The organism is Ideonella alba, assembly GCF_018069875.1.
Taxonomy (GTDB): domain Bacteria; phylum Pseudomonadota; class Gammaproteobacteria; order Burkholderiales; family Burkholderiaceae_C; genus Ideonella; species Ideonella alba.
Window position 1 is genome coordinate 19,322 of sequence record NZ_JAGQDF010000013.1, and the last position, 15,358, is coordinate 34,679.

16 protein-coding genes are annotated in these 15,358 nt (G+C 67.7%); 13 read left to right on the forward strand and 3 right to left on the reverse strand.

All coding sequences use genetic code 11. The annotated features are described in order from the left end of the window. Positions 1-16: 16 nt before the first annotated feature. Positions 17-724 (reverse strand): TadE/TadG family type IV pilus assembly protein, encoded by a 708-nt coding sequence (locus KAK07_RS19615; RefSeq protein ID WP_210862769.1) that lies wholly within the window; start codon positions 722-724, stop codon positions 17-19. Then, the gene (gene lnt / locus KAK07_RS19620; protein WP_210862771.1) at positions 721-2,349 is read right to left on the reverse strand and encodes an apolipoprotein N-acyltransferase; all 1,629 of its coding nucleotides are present in this window, start codon (positions 2,347-2,349) and stop codon (positions 721-723) included. Before lnt ends, KAK07_RS19615 begins: the two co-directional genes overlap by 4 nt. 210 nt (positions 2,350-2,559) lie before the next feature. Here lnt and KAK07_RS19625 point away from each other — a divergent pair, with 210 nt between their 5' ends. The 13 genes from KAK07_RS19625 (at position 2,560) to KAK07_RS19685 (ending at position 14,218) form a co-directional block, all read left to right on the forward strand. Continuing rightward, entirely contained in the window at positions 2,560-2,796 is a 237-nt protein-coding gene (locus tag KAK07_RS19625) for a pilus assembly protein (RefSeq protein ID WP_247664499.1), read from the forward strand. A gap of 122 nt (positions 2,797-2,918) precedes the next feature. After that, complete coding sequence (locus KAK07_RS19630; protein ID WP_210862773.1) at positions 2,919-3,779, forward strand: OmpA family protein; 861 nt, start codon at positions 2,919-2,921, stop codon at positions 3,777-3,779. A 168-nt stretch (positions 3,780-3,947) separates the two neighbouring features. Next, the gene (locus tag KAK07_RS19635; RefSeq protein WP_210862775.1) at positions 3,948-5,342 is read left to right on the forward strand and encodes a pilus assembly protein TadG-related protein; all 1,395 of its coding nucleotides are present in this window, start codon (positions 3,948-3,950) and stop codon (positions 5,340-5,342) included. 50 nt (positions 5,343-5,392) lie between these two features. Beyond that, a complete protein-coding gene (locus KAK07_RS19640) occupies positions 5,393-6,208 on the forward strand; it encodes a hypothetical protein (protein ID WP_210862777.1) in 816 nt (271 codons plus the stop codon). Continuing rightward, positions 6,205-6,972, forward strand: coding sequence for a TadE family protein (locus tag KAK07_RS19645; protein ID WP_210862779.1), 768 nt, complete (start codon positions 6,205-6,207; stop codon positions 6,970-6,972). The genes KAK07_RS19640 and KAK07_RS19645 overlap by 4 nt, the downstream gene beginning before the upstream one ends. After that, positions 6,969-7,685, forward strand: a complete 717-nt coding sequence (locus KAK07_RS19650; protein WP_210862781.1) for a hypothetical protein — start codon at positions 6,969-6,971, stop codon at positions 7,683-7,685. Before KAK07_RS19645 ends, KAK07_RS19650 begins: the two co-directional genes overlap by 4 nt. Positions 7,686-7,688: 3 nt before the next feature. After that, positions 7,689-7,889, forward strand: a complete 201-nt coding sequence (locus KAK07_RS19655; RefSeq protein ID WP_210862784.1) for a hypothetical protein — start codon at positions 7,689-7,691, stop codon at positions 7,887-7,889. 2 nt (positions 7,890-7,891) lie between these two features. Further along, entirely contained in the window at positions 7,892-8,824 is a 933-nt protein-coding gene (gene cpaB, locus KAK07_RS19660) for a Flp pilus assembly protein CpaB (protein ID WP_210862785.1), read from the forward strand. 205 nt (positions 8,825-9,029) lie between these two features. Further along, positions 9,030-10,385: a type II and III secretion system protein family protein gene (locus KAK07_RS19665; RefSeq protein ID WP_210862787.1), complete on the forward strand. Its 1,356-nt coding sequence runs from the start codon at positions 9,030-9,032 to the stop codon at positions 10,383-10,385. Positions 10,386-10,390: 5 nt separating this feature from the next. Continuing rightward, on the forward strand, positions 10,391-12,118 hold the full coding sequence (locus KAK07_RS19670) for a TadA family conjugal transfer-associated ATPase (RefSeq protein WP_210862789.1): 1,728 nt from the start codon (positions 10,391-10,393) through the stop codon (positions 12,116-12,118). After that, on the forward strand, positions 12,115-12,957 hold the full coding sequence (locus tag KAK07_RS19675) for a type II secretion system F family protein (RefSeq protein ID WP_210862791.1): 843 nt from the start codon (positions 12,115-12,117) through the stop codon (positions 12,955-12,957). The genes KAK07_RS19670 and KAK07_RS19675 overlap by 4 nt, the downstream gene beginning before the upstream one ends. Continuing rightward, entirely contained in the window at positions 12,954-13,817 is an 864-nt protein-coding gene (locus tag KAK07_RS19680) for a type II secretion system F family protein (protein WP_210862793.1), read from the forward strand. The genes KAK07_RS19675 and KAK07_RS19680 overlap by 4 nt, the downstream gene beginning before the upstream one ends. Positions 13,818-13,822: 5 nt before the next feature. Then, positions 13,823-14,218: a DUF192 domain-containing protein gene (locus KAK07_RS19685; RefSeq protein WP_210862795.1), complete on the forward strand. Its 396-nt coding sequence runs from the start codon at positions 13,823-13,825 to the stop codon at positions 14,216-14,218. Here KAK07_RS19685 and KAK07_RS19690 read toward each other — a convergent pair. Next, positions 14,160-15,323: an ABC transporter permease gene (locus KAK07_RS19690; RefSeq protein ID WP_210862797.1), complete on the reverse strand. Its 1,164-nt coding sequence runs from the start codon at positions 15,321-15,323 to the stop codon at positions 14,160-14,162. The two genes, KAK07_RS19685 and KAK07_RS19690, sit on opposite strands and share 59 nt — an antisense overlap. Positions 15,324-15,358 lie beyond the last annotated feature (35 nt).

Consider the following 15,358-nt stretch of genomic DNA (forward strand, 5'->3'; position numbering starts at 1 on the left):
GATCCTTGCGAAGACTTCAGGGTTGGTAGGCCGGCGACTGCATCTCGACCAGGGCATAGGCCTCGATGGGCAGTCGGCCGCGCTGGTAGTAGCGGGCGCACAGCACCGGGTGGGACAGGCCGAAGGTGGACTCGGTGATGCTGACGTCGCCCCAGGCGTCGACGCCCGCGTCCCCGCCGCACATCACGCGGCGGATCACGCCGGCCATCAAAGGGACCTTCATCTCGTAGCCGTAGACGACCTTGATCTTCAGCAGATTGGCATCGCGCAGGTTCATCTTGGACTTGGGCTGCACGGCCTGGCTGCGGAAAGCGAGGTTGTCGTTCGGGATGTAGGTGACCTTCCTGACGGGATCACGCACACCGAAATCGGCGAAGGCCTCGGGCGAGGGCGACAGCACGGTCAGCTCGCTGAAGAGCAGGCTGTCCACCTTGGCCTGGGCCAGTGCCAGCGCCAAGCGGGTGTGGTCGTTGCGGTGGGAGCCATCCTGGTAGAACGGGCTGAGCCCGCGCACCAGCGCCTCGTTCATGGCGCTGCGACTGGCGTTGTGCGTCGCCCCCACCCGCGCCGCCATGAAGGTGGCGTGGTTCAGCGTCGTCTTGGCCATGAAGACGAAGCCCACCTGGATCAGGCCGAGCATGAACAACACGGCGAACGGAAAGACGATCACGAACTCGACCAGCGACGCGCCTTGCTGACGGCGCTGGGCCTGCGCGGGCTTCATGCAGGGACTCCCCGGCGCCATGGGGCCCGGTGCCCGAAGGCCGCAGGCAGGGCCTGCACCAGCGGAAACAGGGCAAGCAGCCACCACTGCGGAGCGGCACTGCGCGCATAGAACGAGGCGGTGCTGCCGGCGGGGACCACCACGGGCCAGGGCTGGATGCGTGCGCCGCGCATCGGCCACATGCGCTGCACCTGCCCGTCAGGCAGGGCGAGCAGCGTTGGCCCGCCGTTGGCCACCCGCAGCAGCGGCAAACCGGTCTCCATGGCGCGCAGCCGGGCCAGCGCGACCATCTGCTGGCGATACATCGGGTGGTCGATCCAGCCGTCCTCGGACAGCACGACCAGCCACTCGGTGTCGGCCGCCCGCTCGGCGGCTTCCAGGGCGAAGGACATCTCATGGCAGATCAGCACGCCCGTGGCGTGTCCCGCCACCAGCAGCGATTGCACCAATTCCTCGGGGGCGGGACTGGGCCCCTCAAGCGTGCGGCCGAACACCCGCCCATCGACCCAGCCCATCAATGTGGGCCACGGCAGATACTCACCACCGGGGACCAGTCGGCGCTTGCCATACATCGACGCTCTGCCGGGGGCGAGCTGAAGCGCTGTGTTGATGATCCGCAGACCGGTCTCGTCGTACAGCGCGTGCGGCATGCCCAGCAGCAGCGTGACGCCGCTGGCGTCCACCTGCCTCAGCAGATCGGCCCAGACCCCTTCAGCCCTCTGAGGGGGTGGCTCGGCAAAGAAGGTTTCAGGGGTGACCACCGCTTGGCCGGCACCAGCCAGCTGCATGGCCTGGTCCAGTGCCGCGAGCTGGCGGTCTCGCCCTGGTCGGCTGGACGCCTGACCATGGTCGATGTGGGTGGCCAGGGCCACGACCTGCCACCCGTCGGCGTGGGTGCTGGCCTCGGAGGGTGTGGGTCGCCACGGAACCGCGAGGAGCATCGGCAGCAACACAGCGGCCACCGCGGCCATGCGCCGAGGTCCACGGTGGTCAGGCGACAGCAGCGCTCTGGCTGCCACCGCGGCAGCACCGCAACCGATGGCCGACAACCCCAGCCCGCCCACCAGGCTCAGCGGCAGCGCTGCGCCAGGCACCGCAGAAAGAGGGGCCGCCAGCGACGCGTAGCCGTGCCCGGCCCAGCCCCATTGGCGCCAGGCCTCACCCGAGGCCAGGGCGATGGCCCACGCTGCCAGGCGCTGGCGCGCTGTGGCGCCCCGGCCCATGGACCAGCGCACCGGCACCCAGGGCAGCATGACGCAGACCGAGTGGTGAAGCACTGACACCAGCATCGTCAGCCACTGCCAGAGCAGCCGCGGGTCCGAGGCGTCCTGCACCGCGGCGGCCACCCAGACCGTGCCGACACCGGACCAGGCCCAGACACCCCATGCGAGGCAGGCGACCTCCTGGCGACGATCCTGGCTCACATGGATGCCCACCGCCCACAGCAACAAGGCAGGCCAAGCCAGGACCGACCACGCTGGTCCCGCCAGCGACAGGCCGATCAGGACGCCAGACACCGCGCCGGTCCAAGCGGGTTTGAGCTGTGGAGTGCTGGGCACGTAGATAGCGCGACGTCGCGATCCGTGGGTTTTGACAATCAGCGCCGAGGGGGTGCCTGGCGCCACGATCCAGGGAAATTAATCCGTCGGAATTCAGCCGGCCATCACCCATGAGGGGGGGATGACACCAGCAGGTCTTGAAGTAGTCTGGCGGCCATCGACAGCCGTGTGTCATACCCATACCTGCGATATCTCGGCGTCGACCTTCGACTCAATCAACCTCAGGGAGCGAATATGTCCGCACACAGCATGAAGGGTCGTCATCACGGCCAGGGGATGACCGAGTACATCATCATCGTGGCGCTGATCGCGATTGCATCGATCGGCGTCTACAACCTCTTCGGCAAGACGATTCGCAATCAGACGGCTGGTTTGGCAGCGGGTTTGGCTGGAGAGGATGGGCACGCCAAGAATGCGATTAAGGCCGCGCGGGATGCTGAGGAGGCAGCCAAGTCCGACGCCAATACCCCACGTGGGTTGTCGAGCTTTGCCGATTCGACGGGCGATAAGTAAGAACTCAACGTCCGAACCCTTCTCATCTACTTGGCGCTGGTGATGCGTGTCTGGATTCACCCGTCATATGGGCTGCCGGGCATCTCGCCTGCGTCGTACTCCTGAAGTCTGAATGTATGCGCATGTTCCGTCTGCTTCTGTGGCTGCTCTGGGCCGCATTCGCTGCTTCCACCGCCCACGCGGCGGCTTCACCTGAACCCAGTGACCACCCCCTGCTTTCTCGTATTCCGGGGTTTGAGGTCCACTCAAAGACAGGTCCGAGATTCGATGTCGTGAAAATCGAAGATTTCAACATCGCAGGCCAGATCGGCAAGAATTCTCAGGCATTTCAAGCCGAGGGTAAGGTTACTTTCATTGACTACAACGATGACAAAGAGACCACTTCCCCAGCGTTCATCTACAGAAATTATCTTAGTGCGGCCAAGTCACTCGGCGGCGTGCAACTCAACTCGAACTTTGGGCCTACTAGCCGGGATGTTCAAGGAGGGCATCACATTTTCCAGATTCCTAGCAAGTCTGTGGCGGAGCCCACCTACGTGCTGCTGCGAATCAACGGCTCGCGGCGGTATTCACTGACATTTATCGAACCCAGCCCGATGGTTCAGCAGGTCACCGTTGGGAAGCTCGCCCAGGAGATGGCTGACCAGGGGTTTGCCACGATTCGTTTGAATTTCGCCACTGGAAGCGCAGAGGTGCCACCAGACGCTGCGCAGACCCTGCAAACCATCGTGCAGTGGCTCAAGCAGACGCCGTCGTTGCACCTGTCGATCGAGGGCCATACCGACAACGTGGGCCAGGCCGCCGACAACAAGCGACTGTCCCAAGCGCGCGCGGACGCGGTGCGCAGTGCCTTGCTGGCCCAGGGCATCGCGGCGGGCCGCCTGACGGCCAAGGGCTGGGGACAGGAACAGCCGATTGCCGACAACCGCGCCGACGCTGGACGGGCGCAGAACCGTCGCGTCGAACTGGTGAAGTCGCCGTGATGGTGTGACATGACAGCGGGAACGAGCATTCTGCGTGGATCGTCGCCCGGAGCCGTTGATGGCCCGCGCCCGCCACAACAGGGCAGAACCATGCGCAACGGACCACTTCGGAGCAGCGTCGTACGTCTGCGCCCACCGCGAAAAGGCGGTCTGCAGCGCGGGCAAGCGATGATCTGGCTGTTGGGCACTCTGTCGGCCGCCGCAGCCGTGATGTACAGCGTGTTCAACGTCTCGCAACTCACCGTGGCGAAGGAACGGACGGTGAACGCGGCCGATGCCGCCGCGCTGGCCGGCGCCACGGTGGAAGCTCGGTTGCTCAACCTGATGGCCTACAACAACCGCGCCATGATGGCCAACGAGGCATTCCTGGTGCAGATGCTCAGCCTGGAGAGCTGGACCCAGTACTTCTCAAGCACGGCAGACCACATTGGCGACGTGATGGACGTGCTGGGCACGGTCGTTCCTCAAGTGGCGATCGCGGCCCGGCTGTTGCACGAGTTGGCGGCCGCCGCCGACGAAGGGCACAGGAAACTGGGCCTGGCAATTGACCCGGTGATCAGGGCATTGGAACGGGAGAAGGGCATCTTCCGCTTCAACCACAGTGTGGTCCGCAACACTGGCAGCCTGCTGGCACAAGACGCAGCCATCGCGATCACCGATGCCAATCGGACCCATTTCGACGGCCACAGCGATGCTGGGGTTCAGCTTGATCGCCGGCCCTCAGTGCTGGCCCTGACCCTGGCCACAAACGCGCACGACTGGATGAACTTCACTCGGCAGTACGGCACCACCGGGGACGACCGGCGCGATGCCGCCCACGTCCTGCTGGCCTCGCGCGATGGCTTCTCAGCGGCTCGACCCGGCGAGGGTTGGCTGAACTTCGACGCCCTGCTCTTCGGTCTCGAGAAGGACGGCGGCTCTCGCCTCAAGGCTTATGAGCGTTGGGAGAGCCAGGACACCTTGGAGTTGTGGACCAAGGGCCTGTGCGGCAAGCCGCCGCGGCCCTGCAAGGTCTACGCGCCGATAGGTTGGGGCCGCGCCAACGCCGACGATGCGGGTAGCTCGGGCGACGTGTGGTCACCCCGGCGCACCGCACAGTTCCTCGCCCACGCAGATTCGACGTCGCACCCGAAGTGGACCGGCGTCCCTCATGTCTACGACATCAGGGACAAGTCCCTGTCCCAGCGCGATCGCCTGGGCCTGGACTTCGTGGTGGTGGTCAGTCGTCCTCTGTCGAACACCCAGACCAGCGATGCTTTGCAGATGGGTGTCGCCACGGGCTCGGTGGCTGGCTCTTCCGACATGCCCGAGCGCCTGGCTGGCCATCGGCTGAGCGCCATTGGGAAGGCGCGGGTCTTCTTTGAGCGTCCGCGCCGCGGCCTGCCCAACGATTTCACAGCCAGAACACTCTGGCGCCCGGACAGCGCCAAAGAGCACGGCTCATTGTTCAGCCCCTATTGGCAGGCCCGGCTGGCGGACACACGTCCCGGCGAGAAGGCCGCGCTATTGGCCGCGATGGGGCTGGCGCCAGATTACGCGTACTACACCCCGGGAGGCCAGTGAACATGCGTCGCGCATCTCCTGGACCGAGCCGTCACCGTATCTTCGGACTGATGGTGCTCTGCCTTCTGCCCAGCACATTGCCGGCAGCCGAAGGCGGTCCCATTCGAGTGCTCTTACGCGGCTATGCGCAACCGGCGGCCATTCACGAGAGTTTGCAGCTGCTCTCGGATGGCTGCCGGCTACTCAAGGGACAGGCGAACGTGCCAGTGCCGCCGCTGCCTGCGGAGCTATTGCGTCGAACACCGCAAGTGGAGACCGAGGATCTCTTCGACGGTGATCGCTGGGCAAGGTACGAGACGACAGCTGACTTTGTGGTCGAACCAGCCAGTTGCCTGCCCATCATCTGGCGAGGATTCAGTGTCAGGGTGCTGGACGGCTGCAGAAGGGAGCTGATTGGCAACAAGGGAAGCCCGATGCCGGGCGACGGCGAAGCGCCCAAGACGTCACTCATCGAGTCAGCGGGCCGCTGTAGCGGAAGACCCATTGGCCGGGCACCCGACATGAGTGGCCTGCCCGTCGACGACGCAGGGCTGGGCGTGAGCTGCATTTGGAGTTCGGACTTCATGGCACGCGAGATGAAGCTTCCGTTGGGGCAAAGAGAGGCTAGGAGCACTGACACCTGTGTCTATGCCCGTCGGCCCACAGTTGCCTTACCCAGTGGCCGAAAGGACGTCGTCGTTCGCAACCGCCTGGACCTCAGAAACGAACGAGGCGGTGACATTGGAGCGCTTTTCCCTGTCGTCGGGGACCATCGACTCGCCGAGTTCAGCGACGGCACCCCGATTTCACCCACCCGTTTCTCCCGCGAGGGCGTCGAGGCCTTCCTGCGCCAGCCGCACAAGCAAGCCCTGGGAGTCGCCCGATGACCGCGCTGCGATCCCACCAGCACGGTCAGTCGATGGCCGAGTTCCTGGTGGGCCTGGCGGTGATGCTGCCGCTGTTTCTGGGTATCAGCTACCTGGGCCGCTATGGTGACCTGAACCAGACGGCCACACAGGCCAGCCGCTACGCGGCCATGCAGAAGGCCATGCATCCTGGCCTGTCCGAGGACCGGATCCAGGACCAGATGCGGGCCCGCTTCTTCCTGCACGGGAGCCATCTGCATGGCGGCAGGCTGCGCTCTGACGACAGCGTCGCGTCGATCCAGGGCGCCAAGGGGCAGACCTCGTTGTGGCTGGACCTGTCCGGCCAGCCACTGCTGGAGAAGCCCGAGGACGTGAGTGTGGTCTTCAGCGGGGTCGCGATGGGCAGCAAGGGGCCGCTGGCAGAGGCCAAGGCCATGGCCTGGTCAGCGGGCAAGCACTACCCCCCGGGCACCGTCGCTCGGGTTGAAGTCGCTCTGATCAACCGGCTGCCCTTGGCCGAGACCATGAAGGCGGATCGACTCACGCTGGCCGCCGCCACCGCTGCAGGCGCCCATGCGCTGGGCAGCAGCGGCTCGAAAGCCACCCGTGATGCGGCGGCGGTCATTGTTCCGCTGACCCACATGCCCGGCATGTTGAGCGACTTTGTGGAACGGGCCGTCTCGCTGTTTGAGCCCGAAGGACCCGTGCTGGGCTGCATCAAACCGGACCCGATCTACGCGAGCCGACTGGAGGGGGCCGGTACCGCGGGGCCCTGCGTGCCATGAAGTCACTGCTGGGCGCGCTGGTCTGGATGATCGGGGGCGCAGCGGGCGCCAGCCCGGTCGAGTGGGTCGATGTCAAGCTGCCGCCGCGCACCCACGCCGAGTGGGTCACCAACGACGCCGTGGTCAATGGCTTGCCGACCCGGCTGCAGCACTTCGTCTCCGAGTTGACGCCGCGCGAGGTGTTCGACTTCTTCGAACGTGAATGGGCGCGCCGGTCCGTTGGCGCGCCGCGTCGGGTCGATACCGGGGGCTGGATGGCCTTGTCGACGCTGGCCGGTGGACTGCTGGTGGCCGTCCAGGTGCGCGAGCATCCCGAGGGTCGCGGCTGTGAGGGCCTGATCAGCTGGGGCCAGGTCCAGGGCCTGCGGCGCGATCTGGCACCGACCTGGCTGCCCCGTTTCTCAGACCACCACATCGCGCAGAGCATGGCCTCCACCGATGGGCCCGTGCGCAGCGAGCGCGTGACCCTGGTCAGCCGGGCGCCATTCGAGGTGCAGGTCCGTCGCTGGCGGGACCACTGGCAGCGACAAGGCTGGCGCGCCACCTTCGACCGCGAAAGCCCTGCCGACGCTGAAACCGGCCGCAGTTGGCTGGCCAGTTTCGAGCGCCCCCCGCGCAGCGTTGATGTGGTGATCAGCTGGCAGCCGCAGGAGCAGCGTGGCGTCGCCACGATCAACCTGCTGGCGCCCGCCACCGCAGCCCTGGCACGCTGAGCCATGACGAACGCCGTTGAGCACCAACGCCCAGTCCACCGCGGTGATGGCGGGCAGTCCATGGTCGAGTACCTCGTGGTCGTGTCGGCACTGGCGGCGGCCTTGTTCATCGTCGAGGTGGACGGCCGAACCGGCGCGCAGCACCTGGCCGACATGGTCCGGCTCTTCTACCGCAACCTCACCTACTTCCTCTCGTTGCCCTGACCATGCGGTTTGCCCGACCCCAGATCAACACCCACTGGCTGCTGCTGGGCGTCGCCATCGCGCTGGGCGCCGGCGCTGTCTACCTGAGCAACCACCTGATACACAGCCGATTGGCGCAGCTCGAGGAAGAGAGCCGCCGCGGGCGCGAGATGGTCCAGGTGGTCGTCGCCAAGCGCGACCTGGACCGTGGTGAGCCGATCTCGGCCGACGTGATGGCCGTTCGAGAGGTGCCCAAGGAGTTTGTGCACCAGAGCGCGGTGATGCCCGGCCAGTTCGGTGACTTCGAGCGCCAGCGGCTGACCGTGCCGATCAAGCGTGGCGAGGTGTTGCTGCCCATGCACGCCGAAGGCGGTGGCCGTTACGTGTTCTCGGCCACGTTGAAGAAGGGTCTGCGGGCCATGACGGTCGAGGTCGACTCGGTGAACTCGATCTCCGGCATGCTCAAGCCCGGCGACTTCATCGACCTGATCTATTCCGGCCGGCCAGCCGCTGCGCAGGGGACCGGGCGCGACGACGAGCTGACGCTGCCGGTGCTATCCAGGGTGCCGGTGCTGGCCACCGACCAGCGGGTCAATCGGCGGGACGATGGCTCCGAGTCGGCCTACTCGACCATCACCCTGGAGGTCAGCCCTGAGGAGGCCGACCGCATCATCGTTGCCCGCGCCGCCGGTCGGCTGACCGCGCTGCTGCGCAACCCGGACGACCCCGACCCCAACCACACGCCGGTGATGAGTAGCACGTCACTGATCAATCAGCGCCCGGCGCAGGTGGGTGACCGTCGTGTCGAGTTCATCGTCGGCGGACAGGGCAGTGGTCTGGCCAACGTGATCGACGCCAAGGTGTCCGGGCTGGCACCGCTGCTCAAGGGCTTGCTGGAGCCAGCGGGTCCATCGGCACCGGCGGCCGTCCGACCAGCGGCCACGGCCATCCGTTGACGCCCTGCAACCGACCCACCTTCCTCGGGAGACTCCGTTGTTCCTGCGCGCCATGATGTCCGCCTGCGCCCGGTGGTGCTGCCGTCCAGCCGCCTGTCTGACCGCGTGTCTGGCCTGGCCGGTCATCGCCACGGCCGCGGTACCCACCGTGGCTGCGGCCACGCCGCCAGCGGCACCCATGCCGGCCGGCGCCACCACGTCGCCCGTGTCCACAGCGCGCGGCACGCCGATGGAGACCCGGGTCCTGCCCGCCCAGCGTGCCCCGGCCCGCACACCCCCGCCCGTGGCCGCCCCCGAGGTCGAGCTGGGCCCGAACCGCCGCATGGTGGTGGGCGAGGTCGGCACCATCGGCCTGCCGGCGATCAGCCGAATCGCCATCGGCAACGGTGCCGTGGTCAAGGCCACCGTCGTGGACGACCGTGAGATCGTGCTGCTGGCCGAGGCCGCTGGCGAGACGACGATGCATGTCTGGCTGAAGTCGGGCCGGCAGATCAGCTACCAGCTCAAGGTCGAGGCGGTGCGTGCCTCGCGGGTGCTGGAGGATCTGCAGGAGCTGATCCGCGCGGTGCCCGGCGTCACCGCGCGCCAGGTGGGAGACCGCATCGTCATGGAGGGGCGATACCCCGACGCCGAAACGGCCATCCGCATGAACAAGCTGGCGGCCAGTTTCCCGCAGGCCCTGAACCTGGTGGCCGAGCGGCCGGCCGACGCCGACCCGCTGCAGATGGAGCGCATGGTGCAGATCGACCTGCGCGTCGTCGAGGTGAAGAAGCGCGCACTCGACCAACTCGGTGTGAAATGGGGCAGCAGCGCCCAGGGCCCCAGCTTCGCGACCAACATCCTGGGCTACAGCAACACGCCATGGCGGCCCGCGGACAACGTTGGCCTGCCACCGGTCAGCAGCGTGGTGCCGGCGCGCAGCTACTTCGGCCTCGCCACACAGCTCAGCTCCGCGATCAACCTGCTGGAGCAGAACGGCGACGCCTGGGCCCTGGCAGAACCGCGCCTGAGCTGCCGCAGTGGCGGCGAGGCCAGCTTCCTGGCGGGCGGCGAGATCCCGATCCCTGTGGCCCAGGGCCTGGGGGCGGTCACCGTGGAGTACAAGCAGTACGGCGTGCGCATCGAGTTCAAGCCCGTGGCCGACGGCGAGGGCAACATCGACTCGGCGCTGATGGTCGAGGTCTCCGAACCCGACGCGCGCAACTCGAACGCCGGCTACGTGGCCTTCACCACGCACCGCACTGAGACCCGCGTGGCGTTGCGCCAGGGTGAGCCACTGGTGATCTCCGGCCTGCTGCGCCAGCGCGCCGAGCGCGGCATGGACGGCATCCCCGGCCTGGCGCGCATCCCGGTGGTCAATACCCTCTTCCGCTCCCGCGAGAACACCACCGAGCAGACCGAGCTGTTCGTGATCGCCACGCCCCGGGTGATCACACCAGACTCGGCGATCAACCGCGAGGCGCTGGAGAAGGCTGCCGCCGCCGCCGCCGCGGCAGCCGACAAGGTCAGGCCGCGCGTCACGCCCAGCACCACCGAGGGCAACTTCGACATGACCCGGTGACACCCATGCTGATCGTAGACGGCATTCCTGGGCAGACAGGCCCGCTGCGGGTCGAGGCCCTGCGCTGCGTCATCGGCAAAGACCTTGACTGCGAGGTCACCTTGCCAGGCTGGCGCGTGAGTCGTCGTCATGCCGAGGTCTTCGTCAGCAACGATCGGGTCTATGTGCGCGATCTGGCGTCCGCCTTCGGAACGCTGATCAATGAGCGCAAGGTTGACGGCACGGCCGTGGTGGACGAGCAGGACCAGTTGCGCATCGGCGGCCACCAGTTGAGGGTTCGCCTGCAGCGGGCGCCATTGACCACTGCGGCCACGGCCGCCCCCGCCAACGCACTGCTTCGAGACGCGGCGGTCCGGGCCGTTGGGGAGGCGGTGTCCGCCCCTGCGGCCGACGCCAACGCCAACGCCAACGCCGACTCCGACGCCGACGATGAGCTCTACCGCTACCGGCGCGCGCTGCATGGTCGGCTGCTGGACGCCTTCGACGTGCGCCGTGTCGACACCCACCGCATGGGTGACGCCGAGCTGCGCGAGCTGACCGAGCGGATGATCCGCGAGCTCATCGCGCAGATGTCGGCCGATCTGCCGCCACAGGTGGACCGCGTGCGCCTGCTGGAGGAGGTCCGCGACGAGGCCATTGGCCTGGGTCCGCTGGAGCCGCTGCTGGCCGATGCCTCGGTCACCGAGATCATGGTCAATCGTCACGACGAGGTCTTCGTCGAGCGCGCCGGCCGACTGCAGCGCTGGCCCGTCAACTTCACCAGCGATCGCGCGGTGCAGGGCGTGATCGAGCGCATCGTCGCGCCAATCGGGCGCCGGATCGACGAGAGCTCACCCATGGTCGATGCGCGCCTCAAAGACGGCTCACGGGTCAACGCCGTGATCTCGCCGCTGGCACTCAAGGGCCCCTCGATCACGATCCGCAAGTTCTCCCAGCGCAAGCTGGGCTCCGATGACCTGCTGAAGTTCGGCTCCGCCAGCCCGGCGATGATTGACTTCCTTCGCGTGTGCGTGGAGCAGCGCAAGAACATGCTGATCTCCGGCGGCACCGGCTCCGGCAAGACCACGCTGTTGAACATCCTGTCCAACTTCATCCCCGACGGCGAACGCATCGTCACGATCGAGGACGCCGCCGAGCTGCAGCTGCACCACGCGAACCTGGTGTCGATGGAAGCGCGCCCGGCCAACCTGGAGGGCAAGGGGGCGGTGTCGATCCGCGACCTGGTGAGGAACTCGCTGCGCATGCGGCCCGACCGTGTGGTGGTGGGCGAGTGCCGCGGCGGCGAGGCCCTGGACATGCTGCAGGCCATGAACACCGGTCACGACGGCTCGCTCACCACCGCCCATGCGAACAGCCCGCGGGACATGCTGGCGCGGCTGGAGGTGATGGTGCTGATGGCGGGCATGGACCTGCCGGTCACGGCGATCCGAGAGCAAGTGGCCTCTGCGCTGGACATCATCGTGCAGCAGACACGCTTCGCCTGCGGCACCCGCAAGATCACCAGCATCGTTGAAGTGACCGGCGTCGAAAGCGGTCGCATCCAGTTGCAGGAGGTCTTCGCCTTCCAGCAGTCCGGCGTCGACCACCAGGGCAAGACCCGCGGTCACTTTGCCGGGCGCGGCTTCGTGCCGGAGTTCTACGAGGAGCTGCGGCGCATCGGCGTGCCACTGGACCTGGACATCTTCTTCTCGGGCATGCCCGCCGAAGAAGTCGCACGGATGCGCCGCCCATGAACACCGAGGCGCTGGTGATCGCCCTGCTGGTCTTTGCCAGCGTGCTCCTGCTGGTGAGTGCCATCAGCGGCGCCTACATCGCTTGGCGGGCCAGCTTCACCGAACACGCCCGTGTGACGCTGGAGGACATGTTCCTGTTCATTGACCCACGCCGCCTGTTCCGCCTGAACCTGCTGATGTTCATGCTGCTGCCGCTGCTGGTCTGGCTGCTGACCGGTGCGCCGGTGCTGGCGCTGCTGGCCGGCTTGCTGGGCGCTGGGCTGCCGCGCCTGGCCTGGGTGGTGATGCGCCAACGCCGAGCCGCCCGGCTGGTGCAGCAGCTGCCCGATGGGCTGACGATGATGGCCGGCTCGCTGCGGGCCGGTGCCAGCTTGCAGAACGCACTGGACCTGTTGGTGCGCGAGAGCCCGGCGCCGCTGTCCCAGGAAATCTCGCTGCTGCTGCGCGAACAGCGGCTGGGCGTGGCGCTGGAGGACGCACTGCACGGCATGGGACAGCGGCTGAAGATGGAGGAGGTTGACCTCTTCGTCTCGGCGCTGACGATCGCCAAGGAGGTGGGTGGCAATCTCTCTGAAGTGCTGGAGCGGCTGTCGTCCGCGCTGCGCGCCAAGGCGGTGATGGAAGGCAAGATCCGCGCGCTCACCGCGCAAGGCAAGTTGCAGGGCCTGATCGTCGGCCTGTTGCCCATCTTCCTGGCCGGCATCCTCTATCTGATGGATCCGCCAGCCATGGTGCCGCTGTTCACCACCCTGTACGGCTGGGGCGTGATGGCGGCCGTCGCCGTGCTGCTGCTGCTGGGCGCCGTCTTCATCCGCAAGATCGTCTCGATCGACGTATGACACATCCCCTGACGGTCTCCGTGCTCGGCGGTCTCGCGCTGGTCTTGCTGTTGATTGCGGCCTGGGGCCTCTACACCACGCTCGGCCGCGCCGACGCCACCTACCGTGACAAGCCGCCGCCGGGCTTCCGCGTCCTGTGGCCGCTGATCAACATCCTCGGCAACAGCGTGGCCACCCTGCTGACGCCAGGCCGGCGACAGACCATCTTGACCCGCCTGCGGCGCGCCGGCCAGGAGTACGCGCTGACACCAGAGCAATTGATCGGGGGCCAGTTGCTGTCCGCGCTGCTGGCGGGGCTGCTGGCGCAGTGGCTGCTGGACGGCAGCTCGCTGGCCGCCCTGCTGGGCGGCGGTCTGCTGGGCTGGTACTACCCGGACCTCTGGCTGAAAGATCACACACAGCGCCGCCGGTTGGCGGTGCTCAAGGCCATGCCCTACTTCCTGGACATCGTCACGCTGGCCATCGAGGCGGGCCTGAACCTCACGGGCGCGCTGCAGAAGGCGGTTGACCGCAGCAAGCCCGGGCCTCTGATGTCCGAGATCAACCGCGTGCTGCGCGATATCCGGGCCGGCAAGCCGCGGGTCGATGCGCTGCGCGACCTGGCCGAGCGCATGGACTTCGCGCCGGTCTCCAGCCTGGTGAGTGCGCTGGTCCAGGGCGAACTGATGGGCTCGAGCCTGGGCCCGGTGCTGCGCGCCCAGAGCGACCAGCGTCGCACCGAGCGCTTCCAGCGCGCCGAGAAGCTGGCGATGGAGGCCCCGGTGAAGATGCTCGGGCCGCTGATCCTGTTCATTTTCCCGTGCACGTTCATCGTGCTGGGCTTCCCGATCGTCATGAAGTTCCTCAGCGCGGGGCTCTGAGACGCATGGGACCTGCCCAGGCGCTGTGGATCGACGGCCGCGACAGCGGCTGCCGCGTCGGCCTGGCCAACCGTTGGCGTTCGCGGGCAATCGGGCTGCTGGCCACGCGCCAGCTCGACCGGCTCGACGGCCTGTGGCTCAGCCCCTGCGCCGCGGTGCACATGGTCGGCATGGCCTATGCGCTGGACATCGTCTTCCTGGACCGCAGCGGCGGCGTGCTGCGCGTGGTGCCCGGCCTGCGGCCTTGGGCCGCGGCGGTCTGCCGCGGCGCACACCAGACGCTGGAGCTGCGCGCGGGCCTGGCGGTGGATCTGGCGATCAGGTCGGGCAGCCGCCTGGCGCTCAGCGCGCCACCACCCGCCCCATCTGCCGCACCACCAGTGCCAGCGCCAGCACGGTGAGCAGCGCGCAGGCCAGCGCCGGGCCGGCCACCTCGTGCCAGGCCATGGCTTCGCCGCGCAGCACGCGCGACATCAGTGTGCTTTGCGCCACCACCGGCAGCCACAGCTGCCAGGGCTGCTCGCCGCGGGTGCTGAGCATGGGCACCAGCGGCAGGAAGGACACCGCCAGCACCACCAGGCTGGCGCCGGCCTGGGCCTCCTTGACGCTGCGGCCGTGGATGCCCAGCACCATCAGCACCGCGGCCAGCAGGCCGGCCAGCGGCAGCAGCAGGGCCAGGAAGGCGGCCACCTCGGGCGGGCCGAAGCGGAACATCGCCGACAGCTGTTCATTGCGCAGCAGCCACTGTCCGGGCATCAGGCTGCCGCAGGCCAGCACCGCGATGAACATGCCCAGCAGCGCCACCGCGGCCCACTTGCCGGCCACCAGGGACCAGCCCGGCGTGGGGTTCATCAGCAGCGGCTCGAGCGAGCCGCGTTCGCGTTCGCCCGCGGTGCTGTCCAGCGCGGCGGCCAGCGCGCCCGAGACCATCGCCATCATCACCAGGAAGGGCAGCATGCTGGTGAAGTTGGAGGCCCGCGCGGCCGGGTCGGCCAGGTCCTCGGCGTCCACCGCCAGCGGCTGCAGCAGGCCGGGCGCCACGCCGCGCGACACCAGCGCCAGCGTGCCGCGTTCACGCGCAAAGCCGGCCAGCAGCTCCTGCACGCGGCGCTGGCTGGCACTGGCGCGCGGGTTGGCGCTGTCGAAGATCAGGCGCAGGCGCGGCTGCTCGCCGCTGGCCAGACGCTGCTCGAAATCGGCCGGCAGCACCAGCACCGCATCGCCCAGGCGCTTGCGGCGCAGCGCGTCTTCGTAGTCGGCCGGCGCGTCGCGGGTGGTCCAGGTCTGGCGGCGCAGGTAGTTGTACAGCGTGGGCGCGTCGGCCAGGCCCACCACCACCAGCTCGCGCGATTCGGCCTGGCGCTCGACATCGCTCACCAGCACCGACAGCAGCACCAGCATCAGCGGGCCGGGCAGCAGCGCGCTGAGCAGCACGGCGCGCAGCGTGCGGCGGTCGCGCAGGGCGTCGCGCAGTTCCTTCAGGAAGACCAGCCAGGCTTGCGTCATGAGCGCCCCTCGTCTTGGCAGGCTTGATGCCCGGC